Source organism: Mesorhizobium sp. P3_B5, from assembly GCF_056402815.1.
In genome coordinates, this window is sequence record NZ_JBFUGR010000004.1 from 152,181 (window position 1) to 176,240 (window position 24,060).

The window sequence follows — 24,060 nt, forward strand, 5'->3', positions numbered from 1 at the left end:
GCTTCCGCAAAATCGGCGTTCTTGTCGAGCGCCATCAACCTGTTATCAACCATGATCGGCGATCACTGGAGAATCAGGCGATGCTGTGGGGCGATCGCCTGAGGGGCGCCTGCAACAACAACCCAACAGCGACCGGCTGATTCCGGCTCGGGAAATGCGATGCGCCGTTTCGCGGCCCTCATCACGTTGACGCTGCTGGCTGCATGCTCGACCGTCGGCGACCTCGTGCCGGTCATGCCCTCGTCCAGCAGCCCGACGGTTGCGGTGCGTGCCCCGCGCTTCGAGGACTCCAAGCCGCATGAATGGGACAGCGGCGCGCCGTGGAACTATGCCGTTCACGGCACCGACGTTTCCAAGTATCAGACCTCGGTCGACTGGCCGGCGGCCAAGGCCAGCGGCATTTCCTTCGCCTTCATCAAGGCGACCGAAGGCGGCGACCGCTTCGACGAGTATTTCAACGAGCATTGGGCGCGCACGAAAGCCAACGGGATTCCGCGCGCGGCCTATCATTTCTTCTATTTCTGCACGCCTGCCGCCACGCAGGCGCGCTGGTTCATCGAGAACGTGCCCGTTGACCGTTCGGCGATGCCGCCGGTTCTCGACATGGAATGGAACCCGAAATCGCCGACCTGTCGGTTGCGCCCGGACCCGGCCACGGTGCGCGCAGAGATGACCACCTTCCTCGAAATGGTCGAACGGCACTATGGCAAGAAGCCGATCATCTACACTTCGGTCGATTTCTTCGACGACAACAACCTGTCGACCTTCCGCGGCTATCCCTATTGGCTGCGCTCCGTCGCCGGCCATCCCCGCCAGAAATACGGCAGCCATCCCTTCACCTTCTGGCAATATACCGGAACCGGCATCGTTCCGGGCATGACCGGCAAGAGCGACATCAACGTTTTCAACGGCACGGAAGCTGCCTGGAACAAGTGGTTGCGGCAGAACACCCGATAACACCGGGTTCAATGGCAGCACCGCCTTCAAAAAGGGGCTGCGGCAGAAGAACCGTTGACACCGGCGCTCCCGCCTGCTTTTCGACAGCCAACAACCCACGTCTACAACTGCTGGTGATCTTGTCTCGAAAGGATGGCGATGCGACTGCGCTTTGAAATTCTCGCGGCGCTGTTGCTGACGGCCACGGCCCTGCCGGCGCAGGCGCAGCAATGCGGCGGCGATTTCGAGGCGTGGAAGCAAGGCGTGGCGGTGGAGGCCAAGGCGGCTGGCGTCGGGCCCGCTGGTCTCGATGCCCTGGAAGCCGCCACCATCGACGACAAGGTGCTGGCGCGCGACCGTGCTCAGGGCGTCTTTTCCCAGACCTTCATCGAATTCTCCAACCGCATGATTGCGCCTTACCGGCTGAAGCAGGGCGCGGCCAATCTGAAGAAATACGCCGATGTCTTTGCCCGTGCCGACCAGCAGTTCGGCGTCCAGGCGCCAATCATTGCCGCCTTCTGGGCGCTGGAAACCGACTTTGGTGCCGTGCAGGGCGATTTCCACACGCTGAATGCGCTCGTTACGCTGTCGCATGACTGCCGCCGCCCGGAACTGTTCCGGCCGCAGATCGTGCCGCTGTTGACGCTGATCGATCGCGGCGTCGTGCCGGCAGACGTCGAGGGCGCCTGGGCCGGTGAGATCGGCCAGACGCAGATGCTGCCGTCCGACTATCTCGCGCGTGGCGTCGACGGCGACAGCGACGGGATCGTCGACCTGCGCGGCAGCGCACCCGATGTCATCATGACCACAGCCAGCAAGATCCTGTCGCGCGGCTGGAAACGCGACCAGCCCTGGATCGAGGAAGTGCGCGTTCCCGAAGACATGCCGTGGGACCAGACCGGCCGCACCAACAAGCTGCCGCTGGCTCAGTGGGCGCAGTGGGGCGTCACCAATCCCGACGGCACGCCGCTCATCGACAACGGTCTCAAGGCCGGCCTGGCCCTGCCGATGGGCCGCAGGGGCCCGGCCTTCCTCGCCTATGACAATTTCGACGTCTATCTCGAGTGGAACCAGTCCTTCACCTACGCGCTGACCGCAGCCAACCTTGCGGCACGGCTGGCAGGGGCAAAGCAGTTCGACCCGCGCAATCCGGAACCCGGCCTCAACGGCGACCAGATGAAGGAATTGCAGACCAAGCTCGAAGCCAAAGGCTACGACGTCGGCACGGTCGACGGCATTCTGGGCACCAACACCCGCGAAGCCATCCGCAAGGAGCAGATGCGCCTCGGCTTGCCGGTCGACGGCTGGCCAACGCCGGAGCTGCTGGCGAAGCTTTAGCGAGTAGCGAGTAGCGAGTAGCGAGTAGCGAGTAGCGAGTAGCGAGTAGCGAGTAGCGAGTAGCGAGTAGCGAGTAGCGAGTAGCGAGTAGCGAGTAGCGAGTAGCGAGTAAGATAATTCCCCTATTCGCTACTGCCTATTCCCTATTCCCTAATCCGCCATCGTCTCCAAACTCGCAAACCCTTGCGGCGCGTCGCCCTCGTCGAAGGGTGTCGTCACCTCGACAAAGGTGTCGGGGTAAAAGCCGTTGAAGCGGGTCCGCAGCGACAGCGAGTAGGCGCCGATATGGCCGATCTCGATCCAGTCGCCGGTGTCGACGGTTTCCGGCAGCCAGAATGGCCTGGACAGGATGTCGACGGAATCGCAGGTCGCGCCGCAGACCTTGAACGGCACGATGTTCTTTTCCTCGCCGTTGCGCGAGCGGATCGCGGGATCGGGAATGAAGCGCGCCGGCAGCGTGATCTTGCCGGTCCATGAATCCGACAGCGACGCCCAGATGCCGTCATTGATGTAGAGCCGCTTGCCCTTGCGCAGCAGCACGCGCACGATCAGCGACAGGCAGCGCGCCACGATCACCCGGCCAGGCTCCGCCACCAGCGGCATCTGGTCGAACTGATACTCCTTCAGGTCGCCCGACAGCCGCGACATGATCTGCCCGAGCGACGGCATTTCCGGCTTGCGGCTGTTGGGGTCATGGCCGTATTCGGCGGGAAAGCCGCCACCGACGTCGAGCCCGGCAATGTCGAAACTGACGCGGTTGCGCACCCAGTCGGCCGAGGCCAGCGCCCGTTCATAGGTGTCGGGATCCTCGATCTGGCTGCCGACATGAAAACACAGCCCCACCTTGTAGCCGGTGCGGTTCAGCCGCTCGGCGAGTTCCACCCCATAGGCCGGGCCGGCGCCGAACTTCTTCGACAATTCGTAGGCGGCTGACCCCTTGGTCTGGATGCGCACGAACACTGTGATGGCGCCGGGATCGATGTCGAGCGCCCGCACCACGCGGGTCAGCTTGGTGATCTCGTCCTCATGGTCGAGCGAAATGACGCGGATGGCGTATTTCTCCAGCGCCAACTTGATGTCCGACTGCGCCTTGACCGGATGCATGTAGAGCATCTCGGCATCGGGCGAGACCGCGCGCACGGCGGCGAATTCGCCGGGCGACGCGACATCGAAAGCATTGACGCCGGCTTCGACCAGCGCCTTCAGCACGATCGGCTCGCCATTGGTCTTCACTGCATAGGCGGTCTTGCCCGGGAACATGCCCATGAATTGTTTGGCGTCCGCCTTCAGCACCTGTGGGCGAAAGCAATAGATCGGATCGTCGGGACGAAGCGCCAGTGCCGCCTCGCGGGCATTTTCGAATCGCTGCATCGACGAATCCTCAATCAGGGCTGCGCACAATTAATCCAAGCTAGCGGCTAATGAAAACAATTCTGTGTCTCGCGCTCCTGACGCAGCGGCGCTACGGCAATTCCAGGAGTGCTACGCCATCGATCAGGTTTCGGGTGGCCCTTGTCATCGATCCGGGTATGGCTTGAACAGATGCCTGACTGGCTGGCATTCGGACCCGTCTGGGAGGACCACATGGCTGTAGCTGCTACCCCCGCAACGGCACGCGGACCGATGGTGCTCAAGGATTGGGCGCAGCTTCTGCTGCTCGGCGCCATCTGGGGCGGCTCGTTCTTCTTTGCCCGCATCGCGGTGGCCGAGCTTCATCCGCTGGTGCTGGTGCTGTTTCGCGTCGCCATCGCGGCGATCGCACTTCAGCTTTATCTCGGCTTGCGCGGGCCATCCTTCCGTCTTGCGTTGCCACATGCCGGCCTGTTCTTCCTGCTGGCGCTGACCAACAATATCATCCCGTTCTCGCTGATCTTTGCCGGCCAGACTGAGCTTGGCGCCGGCATCGCCTCGGTGCTCAATGCGACGACACCGTTCTGGACGCTGATCCTCGCCAATGCGCTGACATCAGATGAAAAACTGTCCTGGAACAAGCTGGCCGGCATCGCGCTCGGCATTGCCGGCACCGCGGTGATGATCGGCCCCAGCCTGCTTGCGGGACTGGGCGGCCCGGTCTGGGCCAAATTCGCGCTGATCGGCGCCTCGCTGTCCTATGCCGTCGCGCTGATGGTCGCCCGCCGCTTCAAGGGCGTGCCCTCGCCGGTCATCGCCACCGGACAACTAACGGCGTCGACCATCATCATGATCCCGGTCGTGCTCTTCACCTATGGTCCGGCCGGCCTGTTCTCCGCCTCGCCGCCGGTCTGGGCGGCGGTGTTGGCGCTGGCGCTGCTGTCCACCGCCTTCGCCTACATCCTCTATTTCAACCTCGTTGCCTCGGCCGGCGCCACCAACGCCTCGCTGGTCACGCTCATCGTGCCGGCGAGTGCCATCCTGCTCGGTTTCCTGTTCCTCGGTGAACGGCTCGAACTGTTCGAACTCGGCGGCATGGCACTGATCGCGTTTGGTCTCGTCACCATCGACGGCCGCCTGTTCGGCCGACGGTAGCGCTGTCATGCCTCCGTCCGGCCCCGGCTTTGCCACATTTTATTCACAGGTCTGAAGCCGGCTTTTGCCGAAGAGTTTCAATGCCTAACAGCAAATGGCAGGTCGCAAATTCCACAATCTTGTCGCAATGCAGCACATTTTCCGCTTGCCTGTTGCACAAATGACCCTAGACTCGTGTCAATAGCTCTTTAAGAGGAGGCTATGACATGGGACTGACGAGGCCAATCAACGCATTGATGATTTGTGCTGCGTTCGCATTCATCGGAGCCCTCATTATGGGCTTTCTTCCATAGGACCGCTGGAGCGGAGGAAGACCAGCACTAAATAGTCCAAATCATTGAAAAGGCCGGGTTTTTACCCGGCCTTTTTGCATTGGCCTTTTTGCATTCGTGAGTGCGGCGGAGCCTTAAGCAGCCGCCGATCCCGCCACCTCTGCCTCGTGCGAGCGGATGCCGATCATGTGGCAGATGGCGAACACCAGATCCGCCCGATTCATGGTGTAGAAATGGAAATCGCCGACGCCGCGCTCGACCAGGTCGAGCACCTGCTCGGCCGCCACCGCGGAGGCGACCAGCGCATGCGTCTGCGGGTCCTTCTGCAACCCTTCGAAGCGCTCGGCCAGCCATGCCGGCACCAGCGCGCCGCAGCGCGCCGAGAAGTTGGCGACCTGGGTGAAATTGTGCACCGGTAATATGCCCGGCACGATCGGGATGTAGATGCCAGCCCGGCGCGCCCGCTCGACATAGCGTTCATAGAGATCGTTGTCGAAGAAGAACTGGGTGATCGCGCGCGTCGCGCCATTGTCGACCTTGCGCTTCAGCATATCGATGTCAGTGGCGAAGTCAGGGCTTTCAGGATGCTTTTCCGGATAGGCGGAGACCGAAATGTCGAAATCGCCGGCGCTCTTCAGCGCCCCCACCAATTCTGCGCCATTGGCATAGCCGTCCGCATGCGGCCGGTAGGCGGCGCCGACGCCTTCTGCCGGATCGCCGCGCAAGGCGACGAAGCGCTTCACGCCCATATCGGCGAACTCCTGGATGACGGCGTCGACCTCATGACGCGCCGCATCGACGCAAGTCATATGCGCTGCCGGCGTCAGGCTGGTCTCCTTCAGGATGCGGCTGATCGTGCGGGCCGTGCGCTCGCGCGTCGAACCGCCGGCGCCATAGGTCACCGAGACGAATCTCGGCTTCAGCGGCTCCAGCCGGGTGACGGTGTCCCACAGCCTGGCTTCCATCTCGTCGTTCTTCGGCGGGAAGAACTCGAACGACACCCTGACCTTGTCGCCAATGTCAGGACGACGGGAAAAGCGAAACTGGTTCATCAGGCGATTTCCCCCATCGGGTAAGCTTGGGCGGGTTGGCTGTCGTTGGAGGGCTCGGCGATCAGCATGCGGCGGTCGCGGCCGAGCCACAGCTTGACGGTCAGCTTGGCCTCGTTGCCGCCGCGCGGTTCGAACTCTTGGGCATCCTCGAGGTCGAGCCCAGCCTCGGAAAACCACTCTGCGATCTGCCGGTCGGAAAAGCCGAGCCGCATATGCGCGTGCTGGTCACGCAGGAATTCCAGCGCATGCGGCGCGAAATCGACGATCACCAGCCGGCCGGCCGGCCGCAGCAGCCTTGCTGCCTCGCGGATGGCGCGGGCGGGGTCATCGAGATAGTGCAGCACCTGATGGATGGTGACGAGATCGAAGGCGTCGCGCTCGACCGGCGGTGCGAAAATATCGCCCTGCCGCACCTGCGCGTTCGACACGCCGGCCTTGTCGAGATTGGCGCGCGCCACCGTCAGCATCTCTCGCGACATGTCGATGCCGACGCCGCGCCGGTAGAGTGGTGAAAAGATCTCGAGCAGGCGCCCGGTGCCGGTGCCGAGATCGAGCATCGACTGGAATGGCCGCTTGCCGACGAGCTTGATGAGGGCCGCTTCGACGGCACGGTCCGCCACATGCAGCGAGCGGATTTGGTCCCAGCTGGCGGCGTTTTCGGAGAAATATTCGGCGGCGCGGTCCTGCCGCTTGCGCTTGACCGAAGCCAGCCGCTCGAGATCGCGTTCGACCTGCGGATCGGCACCCCTTATTCCGGAAACGAGCCGCAGCACGAAATCACGCGCCGAATCGGTATCCGACAGCCGGAAGAAGGCCCACGACCCCTCCTGGTAGCGGCCGATCAGCCCGGCTTCGAGCAGCAGCTTCAGGTGGCGCGACACGCGCGGCTGCGACTGGCCGAGGATTTCGGTGAGATCGGAAACGGTGAGGTCGCCGCGCGACAAAAGCGCCAATATGCGCAGCCGGCTGGATTCGGCCGCGGCCTTCAACGTATCCACCATCGTATCGAGCGCGACATGCATCAGCGTATTCTCTTTGAAAAAGATATAAACATATGTTTATGTCGATTTTCACAACCTTGCAAGGCCTATGTCGCTGTTGGACAAGAAAATGCCGCTGGCGTGATCCCGACGCTTTTCGGTCACGATCGGTGGGGAACATGTGGTAGAGGCGAAAACCATGTTCGAGACCCGCGATGGCGAAAAGCTTCTGGAGACCGATCCGGCCGATATGGCGCCGGACGGTCATGTCATCTTCATCGGCCGCATCACCTCGCCATGGACCTCGCGCGAGACCTGCCCGAAGAACATGAACGCGGCGCGAGAGACGGGACAGGCCGCAGTCCTCACAATCGAGGCGCCCTATCGTCCCGGCCTGCTTGCCCTGGAACGCGCCAGCCACATCATCATCCTGTCGTGGTTGCACCACGCGCCGCGGACTCTGATTGTGCAAAACCCCCGCCATGCGGCTGAACCGAAAGGGGTTTTCTCGCTGCGCTCCCCTGCCCGGCCGAACCCTGTCGGGCTGCATATCGCCAGGCTGATCGCCGTCGACATCGACAGCGGCCGCATCGATATCGACGCCATCGATGTGCTCGACGGCACGCCGGTGATCGACATCAAGCCCTACTTCGCCTCGACCGACGCCTTCGCCGAGGCGACGATTGCCGGGCGCGACGAACGATGAACGCGCCGACCGGACGCCGCCGCGCCATCGCCAAAGCGCTGACCGCACTTCTCCCACTGGCGCCCTATGCCGACATGGAAAAGATCCGCACCGATGCCGGTTCGGTGCATATGAAGACCCTGCCGCCGACGATTGCCGTGTGGCTGGCAACCATCGCCCATATCCGCCATGTGCACACCGACTACGAAAAGCTGCTCGCCGAGGGTTATGACCGCGACTCCGCGCGCTTCTTCGTCATCGAACAGACCAACATCGTGCTCACCCGCTGGCGCGCCACGCGTCTGCTCGACCCCGATGACGAGGAAGAATAGCGCGACGCGCCGCTATTTCCGCGTCAGCACGGCGACCGCGTTATAGGGCTGGCCGTCCGCCTGGCCGACCCAGGCCCAGGACAGATTGCCCCTGAAAAACCTGACGGTGATCGCGCCGCCATCGATGCACTTGTCCTGGCCATAGGTAATGCTCTCACGGTACTCGGCAGACGTGTCGTCCCTGGAAATCTGCGCCAGCGATCCGCCGCAGCCGAGCGACGGATAGTCGATCGACGCACCGCTGTCGTTGATCGTCATGGCAATCGACCAGTCGGCGCCGGCGGCGCCGGCAGGGCTCTGATGGCCACTGCCGACCCAGGTGCCGGTCAGCGACGGCACATTGACCGCGCAAGGCACGTTCTGGAAGATCGGCGTCAGCTCGCTGCCCGTTTTCTCGCAACGGTATGTCTGGCCGCTCTGGCACAGTTCCTCGCCCTCGCGTTTGCACTGTGCAAAGGCTTCGCCAGTGGCAAGGAAGACCCCCATTGCCAGGATGATGGCTCGAAATCCAGTTTGCATGCCCTTGTCCCCCAACCGGCTACATTCGCCCGAGAATTGTAAGTCAACCCTGATGCATCAGCCAGATCGCCATTGCCAGATCGCCATTGAAGGACAACCAGCGCAATGTGGGTGGCTCTATGCCTTCCGCCAGATGCGAATGGCGTGATCGGGGCGCATCGAGCGACGGCAAGGAGATCGTGATGAGCCAAAACATTGCAGTGCCTGTAGCAGGCCAGCTGCCGCCCCTTTCCGACCGCCACATCGATCCGCATGCCTATCCCGATGGCGTTGCTTTCCTAGACGGTCAGTACCTGCCGATGTCGCAAGCGAAAATCTCGGTGCTGGACTGGGGCTTCCTGCATTCCGACGCCACCTACGACACGGTGCATGCCTGGGACGGCCGTTTCTTCCGTCTCGACCTGCATCTCGAGCGCTTCTTCGGCGGCTTGGAAAAGCTGTGGATGACGATCCCGTTCGACCGCGATGGCGTAAGCGAAATCCTGCACAATTGCGTGGCGCTGTCCGGCCATCGCGCCGCCTATGTCGAGATGCTGTGCACGCGCGGCGCCTCGCCGACCTTCAGCCGCGACCCGCGCCAGGCGATCAACCGCTTCATGGCCTTTGCCGTCCCCTTCGGCTCGGTCGCCAATGCCGAGCAGTTGCAGCGCGGCCTGCATGTTGCCATCAGCGACAAGGTGCGCATTCCTCCAGCCTCGATCGATCCGGCGATCAAGAACTATCACTGGCTCGATCTGGTGCGCGGTCTCTACGACGCCTACGACCACGGCGCCGAGACGGCGCTGCTCCTCGATTTCAACGGCAATGTCGCCGAAGGCCCAGGCTTCAACGTCTTTTGCGTCAAGGACGGCAGACTGTCTACGCCAGCCGTCGGTGTGCTGCCCGGCATCACCAGGCGCACTGTCTTCGACCTCTGCGCCGAGGCCGGACTTGCCGCCACCGCGGCCGACGTCAGCGTCGCCGCGCTGCGTGCCGCCGATGAGGTCTTCATCACCTCGACCGCAGGCGGCATCATGCCGGTCACTGTCATCGACGACGCCCCGGTGGCGGATGGCAAGGTCGGCGCGATCACCAGCCGGCTGATGGCACTCTATTGGCAAAAGCACGACGACCCGGCCTGGTCGAGCCAGGTACACTACCCCTGACCAATCCCTTGCCAGACGCTTTGCGCGCCCCACATCAACAAAATGTGCTTCGACCTTGGATGCTCCAGGGTCGCTTCATATATGAACGAAACGGAGAAGCCTCCGTTTAGACCATGATCCCAAAAAGTGGAATCCGGTTTTCGGAAAAGATCATGGTCAAGCAAGAACTCTAAATCATTGAGAACTGGTGGATCATGACAAACAAGGTTTGGTTTATTACCGGATCGTCGAAAGGTTTTGGCCGCGTCTGGGCGGAAGCCGCACTCGCCCGTGGCGACCGGGTCGCGGCGACGGCCCGTGACGTCGGCACGCTTTCCGACCTGGTCGAAAAGTATGGCGACAAGATCGCCGCGATCAGGCTCGACGTCACCGACAAGGCAGCTGTCGATGCCGCGATTGCCGAGGCGCACAAGCGCTTTGGCCGGCTCGACGTCGTCATCAACAATGCCGGCTACGGCCATTTCGGCGCCATCGAAGAAGTCAGCGAACAAGAAGCCCGCGACCAGATCGAAACCAATGTGTTCGGCGCGCTTTGGGTGACACAGGCCGCTTTGCCGATCATGCGGGCGCAACACTCCGGCCACATCATCCAGATCTCGTCGATCGGCGGCGTCAACGCCTTTGCCTCGCTTGGCCTCTACCATGCCTCGAAATGGGCGCTGGAAGCCTTCAGCCAGTCGCTGAACATCGAAGTCGCGGAATTCGGCATCCACGTCACGCTGGTCGAGCCCGGCGGCTTCTCCACCGACTGGTCCGGCGCCTCGGCGAAGGTGTCCAAGCCGATCGAGGCCTATGCGCCCGCCCGCGCCAAGATGGCAGAGCGCCGCGCCAATTCGGTCGCCGGCGATCCCGAGGCAACCGGTCCGGCGATGCTGGCCATCGTCGATGCCGCCGAGCCGCCGCTGAGAGTGTTCTTCGGCGATGGCGGCCTGCCGATGATCAAGCAGGAATATGCCAATCGCATCGCCACCTGGGAAAAGTGGGATCATGTCTCCGACATCGCGCAAGGCGCGAAGAAGAACCGCAAGGCCGCCTGAGGCACTATCGCTACGCCGCCCAGGCGGCGTAGCCCTGCCCTGCTAGCTCTGATAGATCCACTGCTCCGGCACGTGCACCGAAATCTCCTCACCGGCCTTGATCGTGCCAGGCTTCTCGACCCAGGCGACGAGACCGCGGAGCCGCTTGGCGGATTTGGGAAAAAGCAGCGCACCAGCTTCGACGTCTGCCATCCCGGCATTTTCGGCGATCGATCGGCCGGCGATGCGGCACGGTCCATTCTGCGCATCGACCTTGATGGTGACGCCGCCCTTAAAGAACAGCAGCGTGCCTGAAGGCAGCATGGAGAGGTTCGGCACACCTTCGATCACGAGATTGGCGCCGATCCATTCCGGCTTGATCTCGGCCAGACCCATGCGGTCGGCGACGATCGCCAACTCGTCGGCCGCCGCGATCGACAGCTGCCGCTCATTGCGCATTTCGGTGCCGCGTGGATACCAGGGCTCGCGCCCGCCCGAGCGCCGCGTCGCGCCGGCGTGGAAATCGCCTGATATGCCGTCGAAGCCAAGCTGCAACTCCTCCACCGGGCGCGTCGCGAAGTGATCCGAAGGCGCGACGTAGAGGCCGGAGACTATTGCGGCGAGCTTTCGCCCCGGGATGATTTCGACCGGCTTTTCAGCTTCCGGGAAGAGATCCATCATGGCTTCATTCCTTGGATGATGTGCCTTGGTTTTGCCCCTCCGCCGGCCACGCTGCAAGAGCGGTTTGGGCCAAACTGCGTAACTCTTCGGTCGAAGCGCCGTCTCGCGCCTGGATCGACATGCCATTCATGACCCCGGCCAGATATTTGGCGAATCCCTCGACCGAGAGGTTTTCCGGCAGATCGCCCTTTGCCCGCCCCATCGCCAGCCGCTCCGCAATCGCCGCTTCGCTCGCCTTGCGGAAGCCTCTCAGTTCATCGGCAATGTTCTGTGCCTGCGGCGAGGCGGCAAGCGCGCCCCTGACGAACAGGCAGCCGCCGGGCTTGCCCGGCCTGGAATAGGCCGCCGCCGCGCCGAGCAGCAAGCGCCGGACCGCCTCCCCTGTCGAGACCGGCGCACTCAGCGCCTCCAGCGCAAACCCTATCTCTGTCTCGTGGTAGCGCGCGAGCGCCTTGCGGAACAAAGTCTCCTTGTCGGTGAAGGCGCTGTAGATCTGCGGCGGCGTCAGCCCCATCGCCTCGCGCAACATGGCCAGCGACGTCGCCTCATAGCCGTGTTGCCAGAACAGATGCATCGCCGCATCGAGCGCCTGGTCGGGGTCGAAGGCGCGTGGACGGCCGCCACGCGATTTTTCAGGATTATTCATAGCGATCGATACGAAACCTGTTGACTACCTTCTGATCATAACGTATCGATTGATATGGAACATGGCAAGAGAGCTTCACCAAGGCCATGTCGTTGAAATGGAGGAGAGACCCCAATGCCAATCACCGTCACCGCKCCGGAAGGCGTACTGACGCCAGCGGGCGAACGCGAAATCCTGCCGCGCTTGAGCGCTGCGCTTATCGAAGCCTCCGGCGCCACCGGCAATTCATTCTTCACCGCGATCGTCGGCGGCACCGTCCACGTCCTGCCGCCTCACCACATCTACGCCGGTGGCGGCAATCGGCTCGTCGTCATGGTCGAGTTGAAACTGCCGAACATCGGCCTCGGCTCATTCGAAGCCCGAAGCGCCTTCATCACCGCTGCCGCAGGGATTGTCGCCGAACTCTGCGTGCCGGATCACAAGCCCGAAAACACCTGGATCAACATCGTCAACGCTCCCGACGGCGGCTGGGGCATCGGCGACAGGCAATATACAGGCGATACGCTGATCGCCGCTGCGACCGCCGCAGCGATCTGATGCGGCTCTCCCCTTCGCTGTTCTTCACCACCGACTGCGAGCCGGCGCTGGCCTTCTACGAACAGTGCGGCCTCGGCCGGGCAACGATCCTGCTGCGCTGGGGCGACAACAATATGCCGGTGCGCACCGAACCCATGCGCGGAAAAGTCCTGCACGCGCGGTTCGAAGGCCCAGGCGTGCTGTTCCATGCCTCCGACAATGACGATGCCGAACCGATGAAAGGCTCCGCCATGATGCTGGAGTTCGACGACCTGGCCACAATGCGGGAGCTTTTCGGCCGCATGGCCGCAGGCGGCCGGATCACCGTGCCCCTGGCGCGACAATATTGGGGAACCAGCTTCGGCATGCTGGTCGACGCCTTTGGCGTGCAGTGGATGTTCTCCGGCGGCTGAGCGCGGATCACGATCTTCTTACCCCGAACTGGGATTGTTTCGGTGCCGCGCCGCATTGCCGCCGCGTCACGCCGATTACATGATGGCCTCAGACCAAGGGGGTTCGTCATGCGTCCAGGATCGGCAATCGCGGCACTTTGGCTGATCTGGGTCGTATCCTGGGCGACCGCCGCCTTCTGGGCCGACCCGGCGCAAAAGCGCGCCGGCTTGCAGGCCGAATTCCCCTACCGGGCCGTGCTGGTGCTCGGCACCATCCTGCTCTTCATTCCGGCACATAACTATGTCGGGCGACTTCGTCTGTGGTTTCCCAACCTTGCCGAGGCATGGATCTGCGTCGCGCTTATTGCAGTCGGGTTTGCCTTCTGCTGGTGGGCGCGTGTGCATCTCGGCCGGCTGTGGTCGGGCACGGTTACCGCCAAGGCCGGGCACCGTGTCGTCGATACCGGTCCCTACCGCCTCGTCCGCCACCCGATCTACACCGGGCTGCTTTTGGCCATCCTCGCCACCATGGCGGCAAAAGGCACGATCTGGGGCGTTGCCGGCGCCGTCCTTCTCACCATTGGTATCGTCATGAAGGCGAGGCTCGAGGAACGCTTCCTGCGCGGCGAACTGGGCAGCGCCTATGACGACTATGCCAGACGGGTCCCGATGCTGGTGCCGTTTGCGCCGGCCTGACGCTGCGTTGGGGCGCCAACTCAGTTTGACTTTCCTGCCACACTGCTTTGCTGGAAGTGTTCGACGGCCCCGTCGATTTGAAGCCAATCATGTTTCGACTGCTCGAAAACCGATCTGACTGGCGGCGGGTATTTGGGGTCTGCCAGCGCACCAACGGCAACGCCGATCAGCGACGGTAGCCTGTCGGCTCTCCAATAAACCGTCGAGCCGCAGTCTGGACAAAAGTAGCTCTGAACTTTCCCGCCACTGGCTGCATTCCGCGTGAACTCTTTCGCGGTTCCGGAAACGGCGACGGCGTCGACCGGATAGAAGGCGCCGACGCCAAATGGCGCGCCGGTTCTGCGTTGGCAGTCGAGACAATGACAGGCGACAACCAGTTTTGAAGATCCTGGAAGCGTCAGTGTGAGAGCGCCACAATTGCATCGGGCATCAAGCATTGGGAAAACCTCCGTTTCATGAAGCGAGACCAAGTTGAGATTCGAACTGAGACACTCCCGAAAACGCAGGGAGTGTGGAGTTTCAGGTCAGGCTGAGGGGGGAGTGGAAGACAGGCGCGGAGCAGTCAGACTGGGAGATCAGAGGACCCGGAACGGGTACTTCGCCGCCATCTGCAGGTCGGCTGAGTATCAAGATGCCTAAAGCATTCTCAGCAGCGCGCCACCTATAGAATATCCCGCGCCAAACGCGCAGATCAAGCCGAAATCGCCGGGCTTCATGTCGGCGTGGTTTTCCGACAGCGCGATGATGGCGCCGGCGCCTGCTGTGTTGCCGAGCCGCTCCAGCACCATCGGCGCGCGGTCGTGGTCGACCTCGTAGCCAAAGGCCAGTTTCAGGATCATGGCGTTCATGCGAGCATTGGCCTGATGCAGCCAGAAGCGCCGAATGGCTTGCGGCGTCAGCCCGTGCTCGCCGAGGAATTCGACGATGAATTTGTGCCCGGCAACGGTGACTTCCTTGAACACCTTGTTGCCGACCTGTTTGATCAGATTGCCTTCCAGGTTGATCATGTAGGGATCATCCTGGGCGGTGCGGGTGTGATAGCCGAGATTGGTGCGGATGTTGTTGGACATCTGCGTCCAGGTGCGGGTGTCCAGAACCTCGAAGCGGCCCGGCCGCCTTTCGCCCTTGGCGAGCCCTTCGACCACCATCGACACCGAAGCGTCGCCGAAAATGAAATGCGTCTGCCGGTCGCGGAAATTGAGATGGCCGGTGATGATCTCGGGCGTCGTAATAAGCACGCGCTTGTGCGCCCCCGTCCGCACCAGATTGACCGCGATGTGCAGAGCCGCTGCCGCCGACGAGCAGCCGAGTCCCATGTCGAAGCCGGCGCCCTTGGTGCCCAGCGCCTCCTGCATCTCGATGGCGATCGCCGGATAGGGCCGCTGGTGATGCGAAGCCGAGCAGATCAGCAGGTCGATATCCCCGGGCTTCAGCCCGGCGTGGTCGAGCGCTTTGCGAGCTGAGGCGATGCCGAACTCGGCCTCCAGCGACAGCGCCTCGTCGGGCCGCGCCGGAATGCGCGGCGTCATCCGGGTCGGGTCGAGAATGCCTTCCCGCTCGATCACGTGCCGGGTCTGGACGCCCGAGGCATGGACGATGAAAGCGCTGTCCGATTTCGATAGCGGCGGCTCGTCGGTGCCCTCGCGGCGCGCATTCTCCATGTCGACCCAGGCATTGAAGCTGGTGACCAGTTCTTCGTTGGTGATCTTGGATTCGGGGATTTCGACGCCGATGCCGCTGATGATGACGCGATGCATTTCCAGTTCGTCCCATGCGCAGGCGTTGCGGCTTCATGTGGGCGTCGAGAATGCCCGGCGCAACAACTTTTCTCATACCGGCGGTTTACGCCAATTCAAACCAAATGTCGGCTGAACCTCACCAGGCGCAGAGCTTGGTGTTGGTCTGCGGATTGTTCCAGCACGCCACCTCCTGCCGCGGGCAATTGATCGCGATCTCAATGCAATGAAATGCGCATGGTGGCGAAATCGGGTCAAGCCTGGGCCCGGCGTAGCTAATCGTTCCTAAGCGGCCTGTTTGGCAACAATGAAGATCCTGGGAAAGCGCAACAGCACCTTGCCGTTCGCCGTCTTCGGATAGGCCTTGGCGATCTTGGCGGTGTAGGCATCCAGAAACATCTTCCGCTCGCTCGCTTCAAGCGGATCGAGGAACGGTTTCAACCCCGTCGCCTTCACCCATTCGACGATAGCCGCGGCATCGGCCAGCGGATGGTTGTAGGCGGTGTGCCAGATATCGAGCCGTTCGGAGAATGGCGACAACAGATCATAGTAGAACGACACCGGCGGCAACGGCGCGCGAGCCGCACCGGCCATCTTTCCAGCGAACGGCATTTCGGCTGCCGTCTCGCGCATCAACTGGTGCGAGGGCTCGCCAAGATTGTCCGGCATCTGGATGGCGAGCGCGCCGCCCGGCGCCAAAAAACCCATTAGCCGCTGAAAGACCGCTGGATGCTCCGGCAGCCACTGGAATACCGCATTGGCGAAGATCACGTTGACCGGTTCGGGCGGCTGCCACTTGGACGCATCGGCGAGATCAAAGTTGACGCTCGGCAGCCGCGCCCTCGCCTTTTCGATCATGTCGGGAGAGGTGTCGAAGCCGCTCACCTGCGCATCCGGCCAGCGCTCGACCAGCAATTCGGTCGAATTGCCCGGCCCGCAGCCGATATCGACGACCCGGCGCGGGAAGTCCACCGGCACCTGCGCCACCAGATCGCGCGCCGGCCGCGTGCGCTCGTCCTCGAACTTCAGATATTGGGCGGCGGACCAATCAGCCATTTCAGCTCCTCAATCATCCGAGAACCCGCCCCCAAATCAATACCTTACCGCGTCAGCCTCTTATAGGTCATGCGGTGCGGATTGACGGCATCGGGCCCGAGCCGGCGGATCTTGTCCTGCTCGTAATCCTCGAAATTGCCCTCGAACCATTCGACATGGCTGTCGCCTTCGAAGGCGAGGATGTGCGTCGCCAGGCGATCGAGGAACATACGATCGTGGGAGATGATGACGGCGCATCCACCGAAATTTTCCAGCGCGTCTTCGAGTGCCGCAAGCGTTTCCGTATCGAGATCGTTGGTCGGTTCGTCGAGCAGCAGCACATTGCCGCCGGTCTTCAGCATTTTGGCCAGATGCACGCGATTGCGCTGGCCGCCTGAAAGATTGCCGACCTTCTGCTGCTGGTCGCCGCCACGGAAGTTGAACGACGCGCAATAGGCGCGGGTGTTGGCCTCGAACTTGCCGAGCTTGACCACTTCGGCGCCGCCCGAAATCTCTTCCCACACCGTCTTTGACGGATCGAGCGCGTCGCGGCTCTGGTCGACATAGCCGAGCTTGACGGTCTCGCCGATCCGGACCGAACCGCCATCCGGCTTTTCCTGGCCGGTGATCATGCGAAACAGCGTCGTCTTGCCGGCGCCGTTCGGGCCGATGACGCCGACGATGCCGCCGGGCGGCAGCTTGAATTCCAGCCCGTCGATCAGCAGCGTGTCGCCAAAACCCTTCGACAGGCCTTCGGCCTCGATCACCACATTGCCGAGCCGCTCGCCATGCGGAATGACGATCTGCGTATCGCTCGGACGCCGCTTGTCGGCTGCATCCAGGAGATCCTGGAACGCCTGGATACGCGCCTTGGACTTGGTCTGCCGGGCTTTCGGGCTGGACTGGATCCACTCGCGCTCGCGGCCGATGGCGCGCTGGCGGGCATCGTCCTCGCGGCCTTCCTGCTTGAGGCGCTTGGCCTTGGCTTCGAGGTATTTGGTGTAGTTGCCCTCATAGGGAATGCCGCGGCCGCGATCGAGTTCGAGGATCCAGCCGGTGACATTGTCGAGGAAGTAGCGATCGTGGGTGATGATCATCACAGCACCCGGATAGGCGCGCAGATGCTTTTCCAGCCACGCCGTGGTTTCGGCGTCGAGATGGTTGGTCGGTTCGTCGAGCAGCAGAAGGTCCGGCTGGCGCAGCAGAAGCTGGCAGAGCGCGACGCGGCGGCGCTCGCCGCCCGACAGTTTGGTGACTTCCGAATCCTTGGGCGGGCAGCCGAGAGCTTCCATCGCCATCTCGACCTGCTGTTCGAGATCCCACAGGTTCAGCCGGTCCATCTCGTCCTGGAGCTTGGCCGACTCGTCGGCCGTCTCATCGGAATAGTTCATCATCAATTCGTTGTAGCGCTCGATGATGGCGGTCTTGGCGGCAACGCCTTCCATGATGTTTTCGAACACGGTCTTCTTCGGATCGAGCGCCGGCTCCTGCGCCAAATAGCCGACGGTGGCGCCTTCGGCCAGCCACGCTTCGCCGTTCCACTCCTTGTCGAGCCCGGCCATGATCTTGAGGATCGTCGACTTGCCCGAGCCGTTGGGGCCGAGGATGCCGATCTTGGCGTCGGGATAGAAGGAGAGATGGATGTTTTCGAGCACCTTCTTGGTGCCATAGGCCTTGTTGAGGCCGGCCATGTGATAGATGAACTGGCGTGCCACGCGCGCTTTTCCTTGATCAGAATGGATGGAAGTTGCGCGCTATGTAGGCGATGCCGTGCCGAACGGCAATCGCTTTTGGCGCTTTGACGCTTTCCCCAGGCTGAAGCGCCCATCTTGTCATCGAAGTTTTCGGATCGCTGCCAACCCGGCGAAAGCAGCGGTTAAGGATTCGCCGTCAAAACGGTATCGGATGGGAATCGCCGGCACGTGGCGATTCCCGCAGAGATCGGGATCGACGGCATTGCTGAACAGTTTCCTGCTCCTTGCCGAAGCGGTTCTCTACTTCGGCGTCATGGTCTCGCTCTTCCGTTTCAGGCACCGCATCGGCCTTGGCGTCTTCGTCTGCGCGCTCGGCGTCATGCATTTCCTGGAGACCTACCTCGCCAGCGTCTTCTACGTCGCTTTGCCCTTCGGCATGGTGTCACCGGGCTCGGCGGTGCTGTTTTCCGGCAAGCTGGTGATGCTGATGTTGCTTTACATCAAGGAGGACGCGGCCACCGTCCGCCAGCCGATCTATGGCCTGTTGCTCGGCAACGCGCTGATGATCGGACTGGTGCTGATCCTGCGCCTGCAAGCAATTTCGCCGCTTCCCGACGGCAAGCTTCCGGACATCGGCTTCATCGACGAGATGGGCTGGCTGATGGTCTGGGGCACGTCGCTGCTGTTCATCGACGCCATTCTGATCATCCTGCTTTATGAAAAGCTTGGGCGTTATCTTCGCCAGGCGCCTTTCACCCGCATCCTGATCTCCGTCGCTTGCGTGCTGACCTTCGACCAGGCGGGATTTTTCACCGCGCTGCATTTCGTCGCCGGCGCGCCGCTCCAGGTTTTCTTCGGCGGCTGGTTCGCCAAGATGGCCGCAGCGCTGACCTACAGCGCCATGCTTGTCGCCTATCTCCGCTGGTTCGAAACGCGGCAGATCGCGGCGCCACGCGGACTTTCCGACATCTTCGACACGCTGACCTATCGCGAGCGCTATGAGGCGCTGGTCAAGCATGTCGGCCGCGACGGACTCACCGGCCTCTTGCATCGCGGCAGCTTCGAAACCGACGGTGAAACCGCAGTCGCAGCCAGCTTGCGCATGGCCAAGCCGCTCAGCCTGCTGATTATCGATGTCGACCACTTTAAATCGATCAACGACCGCTTCGGCCATGCCGAGGGCGACAAGGTCCTGAAAACCATTGCCGCTGTGCTGACCGAAGCCGTGGGCGCCGAGGGTCAGGTGTTCCGGATCGGCGGCGAGGAATTCGCCATTCTCTGCGCCCGGCCGCATCCGGTCGCCAGATTGCTGGGCGAAAGCGTCAGGCACGCGGTCAAGGCATCCGCTAGCACCAGAAAGTTCGACCTGACCGTCAGCGCCGGCGTCTCCACCGTCAGCGACAGCACGCAACGCCTTGCCGATCTTTTTGCCCTTGCCGACCAGCGCCTCTACAAGGCCAAGCTGACCGGACGCGACCGTGTCATCGGCGAACCCAATGCCGACAGGCTTGACGCATGGAACCGCTCAGAACAGGGCGCCGGCGGATAACGTCTTCACTGACCCGTTCGCCCTCGGGCAGCCGACGGTCAGCCCTGCTTCTTTCGTTGCAAGGCGCCGACCCCAACTGAAACCGCCATCAGCGCGATCGCCAGCCATTTCAGCGCGGTGATGATCGGGCCGGCGTTGATGTCGTAGGCGATGAACAGAAGAATGCCCGGCACCAGCAGGCCGCACATGACGAGCATGATGCGATTGATCTGCCAGGACACTTTTGCCGCAAGGGCCTCGTCACCAGGTGCGGCGACCAATGCTGCGCGTATGGCTTGCGAGGCGACCAGCGCGCTTGAGAGGCGCATGGAAATCGGCAGGCCGAGCCCGATGATCAGAAACGTGCAGGCCGCCAGCAGCAGCGAGAACTTGAGCGCGCTGGTCTCGGCCGGCACCGGGAAAAGCAGCGTTGCCAGCGGCAGGAAGACGCAGAAAATGCCAAGCGCGGCAATGGCGATGAAGATCGCGGCATTGACCCAAGTGAACAGCTGGTAGGTGCCGGCGCCGATCGGCGCGGCAAGCGTTCGCATGCGCGCCCACTCCGGATCGGTGTAGGAAAAACCCGGCCATTCCATGCGACCGTCCCGGATTGCTGTCATGCCCCTGGCCCAGAACGCCAACCGCGCCAGCTCACTATTCGTGACGTCATTCATTGCCACCACCACCCAATAATGCGCACGACGCACGATAGCATCGGGCGCAGCCAAACCGACAGCCGGTGCCTACTGGAACCCGACCGGGTCGACGCCACCTTTCGGGCAACCGGCCTTGGTCGTCGGCGCGGAGGCGAGCATCAGGTCGCCCAATGAACTGTTCGGACCGATCGGACCGGTCAGGCCGAGCGTCAGCTCGCCGATCAGCCGTCTGCCGCTTGAAGGATCGACCAAACAGGAGACACGGACCCGCTCACCCGCACCGGCGCCGAAAGCGCTGTCGAAAGCGCTGCGGATCGCATCCGAGGTCAGCTGCTTGCCGACGTTTTTGGTGAACAGGTCGCGCACTGGCGAAGCGTTCACCGCGCGCATCAGGTTCAAGGCGTCGGCAAAATACTCCTGCTGGCTCTTGCCGTAGCAGGTGCCGTGCTTGATCCACTCATGCCGCTCGAGCTTGGAAGCCGTGCCCGGCATCACCTGGTCAAGCTCGGCTCGCGTAGTCGCATCGAGCTCGACCGCCGGCAGTTCCTTCCAGTGAGCGGGATTGTCGTTGGCCTTGTCGCTTGCCGGCACCTGGCAATAGAAATTGCCATTCGGCTGCGGCCACAGCCCGTGCAAGGTGAAATGCGTCGCGTCGAAACCGGCGCCGCTCTGGGCCTGGCATTCGGGCTTGCTCGATTTGGTTTCGCAGAACGCCGGCTGCCAGCTCAGCGCGAAGACATATTCGGGGTTTCCCGAGGCTGCCGGCTTGCCCTGGTCGGCCGGCGCGGCTGGCTGAGTGGAAGCACTGCCGCCGGAGACATGGCCGCAGCTGATCTTCACCCAGCGGCGCTCCGGATCGGCGCCCGGCACGCGGATGAGATAGTGGGTCGGCGCATCCTTGTTGCCCGCCAGCAGATCATAGCTCTGCCCGGCCGCGGTCGAAACATTGCCTGGGTTCTTGCCGCTCTTGATGGCTTGCGTCGCCGGACAGGCGGCATCGGCCACGAAGGAGCCGCTCATCTTCACATCGGCTTGCGCCACGCCTGTGCCAGCCAGGGCAAGAAACACCGCACCCCATATCGCCGATATCCGCATTCCAGCACTCCTAACGATTCACCAGGCAACCTAGAACTTGCGACATGTCAGAATTACGATTTCTTTCGCCTGTCGCAAAAACAATCGCCATTGCGCCTGTCCGTCATACCTCACGAGTGGTTGATCAGGGTCAGCCCGCCTCCACCCGCTTCGTCAGTGTACGCAGCAGATCAAGCGAGGCTTTCAGCACCTCGGCGTCCAAGCCCCCGGAAATCAGGTTCGCCCAAACGTGCTGGCGGCTGCCGATATCCTTGATCGCGGCCCAGCCGGCATCGGTCATCGACAGCAGCTTGGCGCGGCGATGCGCCGGATTGTCGGCGTAAGCGGCAAGCCCCTCAGCGGCCAGTATGTCGGCCAGCCGCTGCACGCTCTGGCGGGCGAGACCCATGTCGCGGGCGATGTCGGCCACGGATTTCGGCTCCTTCAGCACCGCACCCAGAACCTGCCAGCGCGCCGCCGTCAGCCCGGTTGGAGCGGCCAGCCGGTCGGCCGCTTCCAGAAAACTGCCGTTCAGTCTGAAGACAGCAAGCACCAGTTCTGTGAGCGTATCCCCGGCTTCGGTCCTGATCGTCATTCGTAGCCGGCCTCGATGGTCTCGATGAATGTGTTGACGGCTTCGGCCACCACTTCGGGCTTGTCAAGCATCACCCAATGGCCGCTGTCCGTGACCACTTGGTGCGGAATGTCGGTGCGAAGCCGGTAGAGCGCTGCCGGATTGTCATTGGCCTTGGTGGCCAGCACCAGCATCGGCCCGCGATAGGCGTTGAGCGTCGGTTCCGGATTCCATTCGGCCAGTGCCTTGCCCACTCCTGCCCTCGCTGCCGGATCGACCACGGCCGCATCAGCCAGAACACGCTGGCGGACAGCCGTGTTGGAGCCGGCAATCGAGGTGTAGTAGGCGTTCAAGGCATCAAGGCTGTGCGGACCGGCCAGATCGCGCACAAAGCCCTCGCGGATCTCCTTTGGCAGTGCACGCGGATCGGTCGCCGGATCGACGAACAAAATGCCGGCGACCCGGTCGGCATGGCTGGCGGCATAGGCCAGCGCCACCCCGCCACCACCGCTGTGAGCGACAAGGACAAACCGCTTCAGGCCGAATGCATCTGCCAACGCCCCGACATCAGCCGCCCGGCCGTCATAGCCATAGTCACGGTCCTGCGCCGGTGCGGATGCGCCGTGGCCACGAAAGTCGAAGGCAACCGCCTCGCGGCCTACCGCTGTCCGCTGCATCACCCGATCCCACTGCGAAGCCCGGCTGCAATCGCCATGCAGGAACAGGATCGGCAAGCCATTGCCTGCATTGAGACTATAGGTGGCAAGCAGGCCCTGCGGGCCGGGAATGGTGGACGTCGTCATGGTCATCTCCTTGGTTTCCTGACTGAACGCGGCAATGGCTGGCAACAGGATTGCCGTGGTGGAGGCGAGGCTCGCCAGCAAGATCGCGCGCCGTGAAATGCTTTGGGTGATTTTCATCATCATGCTCCAATTTGACAGCATACTGTCATCTAATCACATTGACAGCATGCTGTCAATCTCTCCCAAGTGGGAAGGTGACATCCCTTGACGTTGATCGCGCCGTCGCCCAACAGTCGCCGACGGAGCGAGACATGCCATTTGACAAGCAGACGACGCTGTCCTCACCGACCGGGGCCGCGCTCAACCTCTATGTGAAGCACGCGACGGGCCCGGCGCGCGCCGTCGTCCAGGTCAATCACGGGTTGGCCGAGCATGCCGCGCGCTATGCCCGCTTCGCCGATTTCCTTGGCGAGCGCGGCTACCATGTCTACGCGCATGATCATCGCGGCCACGGTACCACCAAGGCGCCCGACGCCCCGCTTGGCAGGTTCGCCGACACGCAGGGTGGCGCCAAGGTTATCGCCGATGTCGTCGCCGTCCACGATCTCATCGCCAGGGAACAGCCGGGCCTGCCGGTCATTGTCTTTGGCCATTCCATGGGCGCGTCTGTGGCGCTGAATTTCGTCCTGCGCCACTCCGCACGCATCCATGCCGCCGCCATCTGGAACGGCAATTTCTCCGCCGGTCTGCTCGGCCAGGTGGCTCTGGGCATCCTAGCCTGGGAGAAATTCAGGCTGGGTTCCGACGTGTCATCGCGCGTACTACCTAGGCTGACCTTTCAGGCCTGGGGCAAGGCCGTGCCTAACCACCGCACGCCGTTCGACTGGCTGTCGCGCGACGAGGCAGAGGTGGCCAAATACATCGCCGATCCGCTGTGCGGCTGGGATGCATCGGTGTCGATGTGGCAGGACATCGTCCAGATGGCGCTCAACGGCGGCAACAACCGCAATTTCGCGACCGTGCGGCGCGACCTGTTCGTCAATCTGGTCGGCGGTGAGAAGGACCCGGCCTCGGATGGCGGCAAGGCGGTCAGCCATCTCACCGGGCGCATGCACATGATGGGCTTTTCGAATCTCGTTTCAAAGGTTTACGCCGAGACCCGCCACGAAAGCCTCAACGAGGTGAATCGAGACATCATCATGGACGATTTCGCCCTATGGGCCGACGGCGTGCTGAAACCCTGACCGGTTGGCCCATTGCAAGGGCCGTGACAGCAGCCATAGGGATTGATAGAGGCTGCGCTTTCGAC

General features: G+C 62.6%; 26 protein-coding genes. 12 read left to right on the forward strand and 14 right to left on the reverse strand.

Annotated elements, in window-relative coordinates:
• Positions 1 to 159: 159 nt before the first annotated feature.
• Together AC1DVW_RS12860 and AC1DVW_RS12865 are read left to right on the forward strand one after the other, a co-directional pair.
• The gene (locus tag AC1DVW_RS12860; RefSeq protein ID WP_477323511.1) at positions 160 to 957 is read left to right on the forward strand and encodes a glycoside hydrolase family 25 protein; all 798 of its coding nucleotides are present in this window, start codon (positions 160 to 162) and stop codon (positions 955 to 957) included.
• A gap of 138 nt (positions 958 to 1,095) precedes the next feature.
• Positions 1,096 to 2,274: a lytic murein transglycosylase gene (locus AC1DVW_RS12865; RefSeq protein ID WP_477323513.1), complete on the forward strand. Its 1,179-nt coding sequence runs from the start codon at positions 1,096 to 1,098 to the stop codon at positions 2,272 to 2,274.
• Between the two features lie 150 nt (positions 2,275 to 2,424).
• On the opposite strand, the gene AC1DVW_RS12870 is transcribed toward AC1DVW_RS12865, so the two are convergent.
• A complete protein-coding gene (locus AC1DVW_RS12870) occupies positions 2,425 to 3,645 on the reverse strand; it encodes a type III PLP-dependent enzyme domain-containing protein (RefSeq protein WP_477275000.1) in 1,221 nt (406 codons plus the stop codon).
• A gap of 213 nt (positions 3,646 to 3,858) precedes the next feature.
• Here AC1DVW_RS12870 and AC1DVW_RS12875 point away from each other — a divergent pair, with 213 nt between their 5' ends.
• Positions 3,859 to 4,779: a DMT family transporter gene (locus AC1DVW_RS12875; RefSeq protein ID WP_477323515.1), complete on the forward strand. Its 921-nt coding sequence runs from the start codon at positions 3,859 to 3,861 to the stop codon at positions 4,777 to 4,779.
• A gap of 406 nt (positions 4,780 to 5,185) precedes the next feature.
• Here the strand turns inward: AC1DVW_RS12875 and metF are convergent, their stop codons facing one another.
• Both metF and AC1DVW_RS12885 read right to left on the reverse strand, forming a co-directional pair.
• Entirely contained in the window at positions 5,186 to 6,103 is a 918-nt protein-coding gene (metF, locus tag AC1DVW_RS12880) for a methylenetetrahydrofolate reductase [NAD(P)H] (protein WP_477244577.1), read from the reverse strand.
• Complete coding sequence (locus tag AC1DVW_RS12885; RefSeq protein ID WP_477275004.1) at positions 6,103 to 7,125, reverse strand: ArsR/SmtB family transcription factor; 1,023 nt, start codon at positions 7,123 to 7,125, stop codon at positions 6,103 to 6,105. The genes metF and AC1DVW_RS12885 overlap by 1 nt, the downstream gene beginning before the upstream one ends.
• A gap of 157 nt (positions 7,126 to 7,282) precedes the next feature.
• Between AC1DVW_RS12885 and tsaA the strand changes: the two genes are divergently transcribed.
• Positions 7,283 to 7,789: a tRNA (N6-threonylcarbamoyladenosine(37)-N6)-methyltransferase TrmO gene (gene tsaA, locus AC1DVW_RS12890; protein WP_477323517.1), complete on the forward strand. Its 507-nt coding sequence runs from the start codon at positions 7,283 to 7,285 to the stop codon at positions 7,787 to 7,789.
• Entirely contained in the window at positions 7,786 to 8,100 is a 315-nt protein-coding gene (locus AC1DVW_RS12895; RefSeq protein ID WP_477323519.1) for a DUF2293 domain-containing protein, read from the forward strand. The genes tsaA and AC1DVW_RS12895 overlap by 4 nt, the downstream gene beginning before the upstream one ends.
• Before the next feature lie 12 nt (positions 8,101 to 8,112).
• On the opposite strand, the gene AC1DVW_RS12900 is transcribed toward AC1DVW_RS12895, so the two are convergent.
• Positions 8,113 to 8,619, reverse strand: a complete 507-nt coding sequence (locus AC1DVW_RS12900) for a hypothetical protein (protein WP_477323521.1) — start codon at positions 8,617 to 8,619, stop codon at positions 8,113 to 8,115.
• A 182-nt stretch (positions 8,620 to 8,801) separates the two neighbouring features.
• On the opposite strand from AC1DVW_RS12900, the gene AC1DVW_RS12905 reads away from it, so the two are divergent.
• Together AC1DVW_RS12905 and AC1DVW_RS12910 are read left to right on the forward strand one after the other, a co-directional pair.
• Positions 8,802 to 9,764: an aminotransferase class IV gene (locus tag AC1DVW_RS12905; protein ID WP_477323523.1), complete on the forward strand. Its 963-nt coding sequence runs from the start codon at positions 8,802 to 8,804 to the stop codon at positions 9,762 to 9,764.
• A gap of 194 nt (positions 9,765 to 9,958) precedes the next feature.
• The gene (locus AC1DVW_RS12910) at positions 9,959 to 10,801 is read left to right on the forward strand and encodes an SDR family oxidoreductase (RefSeq protein WP_477323525.1); all 843 of its coding nucleotides are present in this window, start codon (positions 9,959 to 9,961) and stop codon (positions 10,799 to 10,801) included.
• 42 nt (positions 10,802 to 10,843) lie between these two features.
• Here the strand turns inward: AC1DVW_RS12910 and AC1DVW_RS12915 are convergent, their stop codons facing one another.
• Together AC1DVW_RS12915 and AC1DVW_RS12920 are read right to left on the reverse strand one after the other, a co-directional pair.
• The gene (locus AC1DVW_RS12915) at positions 10,844 to 11,461 is read right to left on the reverse strand and encodes an MOSC domain-containing protein (protein ID WP_477323527.1); all 618 of its coding nucleotides are present in this window, start codon (positions 11,459 to 11,461) and stop codon (positions 10,844 to 10,846) included.
• Between the two features lie 4 nt (positions 11,462 to 11,465).
• Positions 11,466 to 12,107: a TetR/AcrR family transcriptional regulator gene (locus AC1DVW_RS12920; RefSeq protein WP_477323529.1), complete on the reverse strand. Its 642-nt coding sequence runs from the start codon at positions 12,105 to 12,107 to the stop codon at positions 11,466 to 11,468.
• 114 nt (positions 12,108 to 12,221) lie between these two features.
• Here AC1DVW_RS12920 and AC1DVW_RS12925 point away from each other — a divergent pair, with 114 nt between their 5' ends.
• The 3 genes from AC1DVW_RS12925 (at position 12,222) to AC1DVW_RS12935 (ending at position 13,711) form a co-directional block, all read left to right on the forward strand.
• Entirely contained in the window at positions 12,222 to 12,644 is a 423-nt protein-coding gene (locus AC1DVW_RS12925; protein ID WP_477323531.1) for a hypothetical protein, read from the forward strand.
• Entirely contained in the window at positions 12,644 to 13,036 is a 393-nt protein-coding gene (locus AC1DVW_RS12930) for a VOC family protein (RefSeq protein WP_477275021.1), read from the forward strand. The genes AC1DVW_RS12925 and AC1DVW_RS12930 overlap by 1 nt, the downstream gene beginning before the upstream one ends.
• A gap of 108 nt (positions 13,037 to 13,144) precedes the next feature.
• Positions 13,145 to 13,711, forward strand: coding sequence for a methyltransferase family protein (locus tag AC1DVW_RS12935; RefSeq protein WP_477275022.1), 567 nt, complete (start codon positions 13,145 to 13,147; stop codon positions 13,709 to 13,711).
• Positions 13,712 to 13,731: 20 nt separating this feature from the next.
• Here AC1DVW_RS12935 and AC1DVW_RS12940 read toward each other — a convergent pair whose 3' ends face one another.
• The 4 genes from AC1DVW_RS12940 to ettA form a co-directional block, all read right to left on the reverse strand.
• On the reverse strand, positions 13,732 to 14,148 hold the full coding sequence (locus AC1DVW_RS12940) for a GFA family protein (RefSeq protein WP_477323533.1): 417 nt from the start codon (positions 14,146 to 14,148) through the stop codon (positions 13,732 to 13,734).
• Between the two features lie 198 nt (positions 14,149 to 14,346).
• A complete protein-coding gene (locus tag AC1DVW_RS12945; RefSeq protein ID WP_477323535.1) occupies positions 14,347 to 15,468 on the reverse strand; it encodes a beta-ketoacyl-ACP synthase III in 1,122 nt (373 codons plus the stop codon).
• Between the two features lie 264 nt (positions 15,469 to 15,732).
• Positions 15,733 to 16,503, reverse strand: a complete 771-nt coding sequence (tam, locus tag AC1DVW_RS12950) for a trans-aconitate 2-methyltransferase (protein ID WP_477323536.1) — start codon at positions 16,501 to 16,503, stop codon at positions 15,733 to 15,735.
• Between the two features lie 44 nt (positions 16,504 to 16,547).
• Positions 16,548 to 18,197 (reverse strand): energy-dependent translational throttle protein EttA, encoded by a 1,650-nt coding sequence (ettA, locus tag AC1DVW_RS12955; protein WP_477244549.1) that lies wholly within the window; start codon positions 18,195 to 18,197, stop codon positions 16,548 to 16,550.
• A 241-nt stretch (positions 18,198 to 18,438) separates the two neighbouring features.
• On the opposite strand from ettA, the gene AC1DVW_RS12960 reads away from it, so the two are divergent.
• A complete protein-coding gene (locus AC1DVW_RS12960) occupies positions 18,439 to 19,725 on the forward strand; it encodes a GGDEF domain-containing protein (protein ID WP_477323538.1) in 1,287 nt (428 codons plus the stop codon).
• Positions 19,726 to 19,763: 38 nt separating this feature from the next.
• On the opposite strand, the gene AC1DVW_RS12965 is transcribed toward AC1DVW_RS12960, so the two are convergent.
• The 4 genes from AC1DVW_RS12965 to AC1DVW_RS12980 form a co-directional block, all read right to left on the reverse strand.
• The gene (locus AC1DVW_RS12965; RefSeq protein ID WP_477323540.1) at positions 19,764 to 20,378 is read right to left on the reverse strand and encodes a hypothetical protein; all 615 of its coding nucleotides are present in this window, start codon (positions 20,376 to 20,378) and stop codon (positions 19,764 to 19,766) included.
• Between the two features lie 69 nt (positions 20,379 to 20,447).
• A complete protein-coding gene (locus tag AC1DVW_RS12970; protein ID WP_477323542.1) occupies positions 20,448 to 21,455 on the reverse strand; it encodes a ribonuclease T2 family protein in 1,008 nt (335 codons plus the stop codon).
• A 130-nt stretch (positions 21,456 to 21,585) separates the two neighbouring features.
• Complete coding sequence (locus AC1DVW_RS12975; protein WP_477323544.1) at positions 21,586 to 22,029, reverse strand: MarR family winged helix-turn-helix transcriptional regulator; 444 nt, start codon at positions 22,027 to 22,029, stop codon at positions 21,586 to 21,588.
• The gene (locus AC1DVW_RS12980; protein WP_477323546.1) at positions 22,026 to 22,928 is read right to left on the reverse strand and encodes an alpha/beta fold hydrolase; all 903 of its coding nucleotides are present in this window, start codon (positions 22,926 to 22,928) and stop codon (positions 22,026 to 22,028) included. The genes AC1DVW_RS12975 and AC1DVW_RS12980 overlap by 4 nt, the downstream gene beginning before the upstream one ends.
• A gap of 134 nt (positions 22,929 to 23,062) precedes the next feature.
• Between AC1DVW_RS12980 and AC1DVW_RS12985 the strand changes: the two genes are divergently transcribed.
• A complete protein-coding gene (locus AC1DVW_RS12985; RefSeq protein ID WP_477323548.1) occupies positions 23,063 to 23,995 on the forward strand; it encodes an alpha/beta fold hydrolase in 933 nt (310 codons plus the stop codon).
• Positions 23,996 to 24,060: the final 65 nt, after the last annotated feature.

Coding starts and splice junctions, on each gene's coding strand:
- AC1DVW_RS12860 (WP_477323511.1), top strand. CDS start 160: ATGCGCCGTTTCGCGGCCCTCATCACGTTGACGCTGCTGGCTGCATGC.
- AC1DVW_RS12865 (WP_477323513.1), top strand. CDS start 1,096: ATGCGACTGCGCTTTGAAATTCTCGCGGCGCTGTTGCTGACGGCCACG.
- AC1DVW_RS12870 (WP_477275000.1), bottom strand. CDS start 3,645: ATGCAGCGATTCGAAAATGCCCGCGAGGCGGCACTGGCGCTTCGTCCC.
- AC1DVW_RS12875 (WP_477323515.1), top strand. CDS start 3,859: ATGGCTGTAGCTGCTACCCCCGCAACGGCACGCGGACCGATGGTGCTC.
- metF (WP_477244577.1), bottom strand. CDS start 6,103: ATGAACCAGTTTCGCTTTTCCCGTCGTCCTGACATTGGCGACAAGGTC.
- AC1DVW_RS12885 (WP_477275004.1), bottom strand. CDS start 7,125: ATGCATGTCGCGCTCGATACGATGGTGGATACGTTGAAGGCCGCGGCC.
- tsaA (WP_477323517.1), top strand. CDS start 7,283: ATGTTCGAGACCCGCGATGGCGAAAAGCTTCTGGAGACCGATCCGGCC.
- AC1DVW_RS12895 (WP_477323519.1), top strand. CDS start 7,786: ATGAACGCGCCGACCGGACGCCGCCGCGCCATCGCCAAAGCGCTGACC.
- AC1DVW_RS12900 (WP_477323521.1), bottom strand. CDS start 8,619: ATGCAAACTGGATTTCGAGCCATCATCCTGGCAATGGGGGTCTTCCTT.
- AC1DVW_RS12905 (WP_477323523.1), top strand. CDS start 8,802: ATGAGCCAAAACATTGCAGTGCCTGTAGCAGGCCAGCTGCCGCCCCTT.
- AC1DVW_RS12910 (WP_477323525.1), top strand. CDS start 9,959: ATGACAAACAAGGTTTGGTTTATTACCGGATCGTCGAAAGGTTTTGGC.
- AC1DVW_RS12915 (WP_477323527.1), bottom strand. CDS start 11,461: ATGATGGATCTCTTCCCGGAAGCTGAAAAGCCGGTCGAAATCATCCCG.
- AC1DVW_RS12920 (WP_477323529.1), bottom strand. CDS start 12,107: ATGAATAATCCTGAAAAATCGCGTGGCGGCCGTCCACGCGCCTTCGAC.
- AC1DVW_RS12930 (WP_477275021.1), top strand. CDS start 12,644: ATGCGGCTCTCCCCTTCGCTGTTCTTCACCACCGACTGCGAGCCGGCG.
- AC1DVW_RS12935 (WP_477275022.1), top strand. CDS start 13,145: ATGCGTCCAGGATCGGCAATCGCGGCACTTTGGCTGATCTGGGTCGTA.
- AC1DVW_RS12940 (WP_477323533.1), bottom strand. CDS start 14,148: ATGCTTGATGCCCGATGCAATTGTGGCGCTCTCACACTGACGCTTCCA.
- AC1DVW_RS12945 (WP_477323535.1), bottom strand. CDS start 15,468: ATGCATCGCGTCATCATCAGCGGCATCGGCGTCGAAATCCCCGAATCC.
- tam (WP_477323536.1), bottom strand. CDS start 16,503: ATGGCTGATTGGTCCGCCGCCCAATATCTGAAGTTCGAGGACGAGCGC.
- AC1DVW_RS12965 (WP_477323540.1), bottom strand. CDS start 20,378: ATGAATGACGTCACGAATAGTGAGCTGGCGCGGTTGGCGTTCTGGGCC.
- AC1DVW_RS12970 (WP_477323542.1), bottom strand. CDS start 21,455: ATGCGGATATCGGCGATATGGGGTGCGGTGTTTCTTGCCCTGGCTGGC.
- AC1DVW_RS12975 (WP_477323544.1), bottom strand. CDS start 22,029: ATGACGATCAGGACCGAAGCCGGGGATACGCTCACAGAACTGGTGCTT.
- AC1DVW_RS12980 (WP_477323546.1), bottom strand. CDS start 22,928: ATGAAAATCACCCAAAGCATTTCACGGCGCGCGATCTTGCTGGCGAGC.
- AC1DVW_RS12985 (WP_477323548.1), top strand. CDS start 23,063: ATGCCATTTGACAAGCAGACGACGCTGTCCTCACCGACCGGGGCCGCG.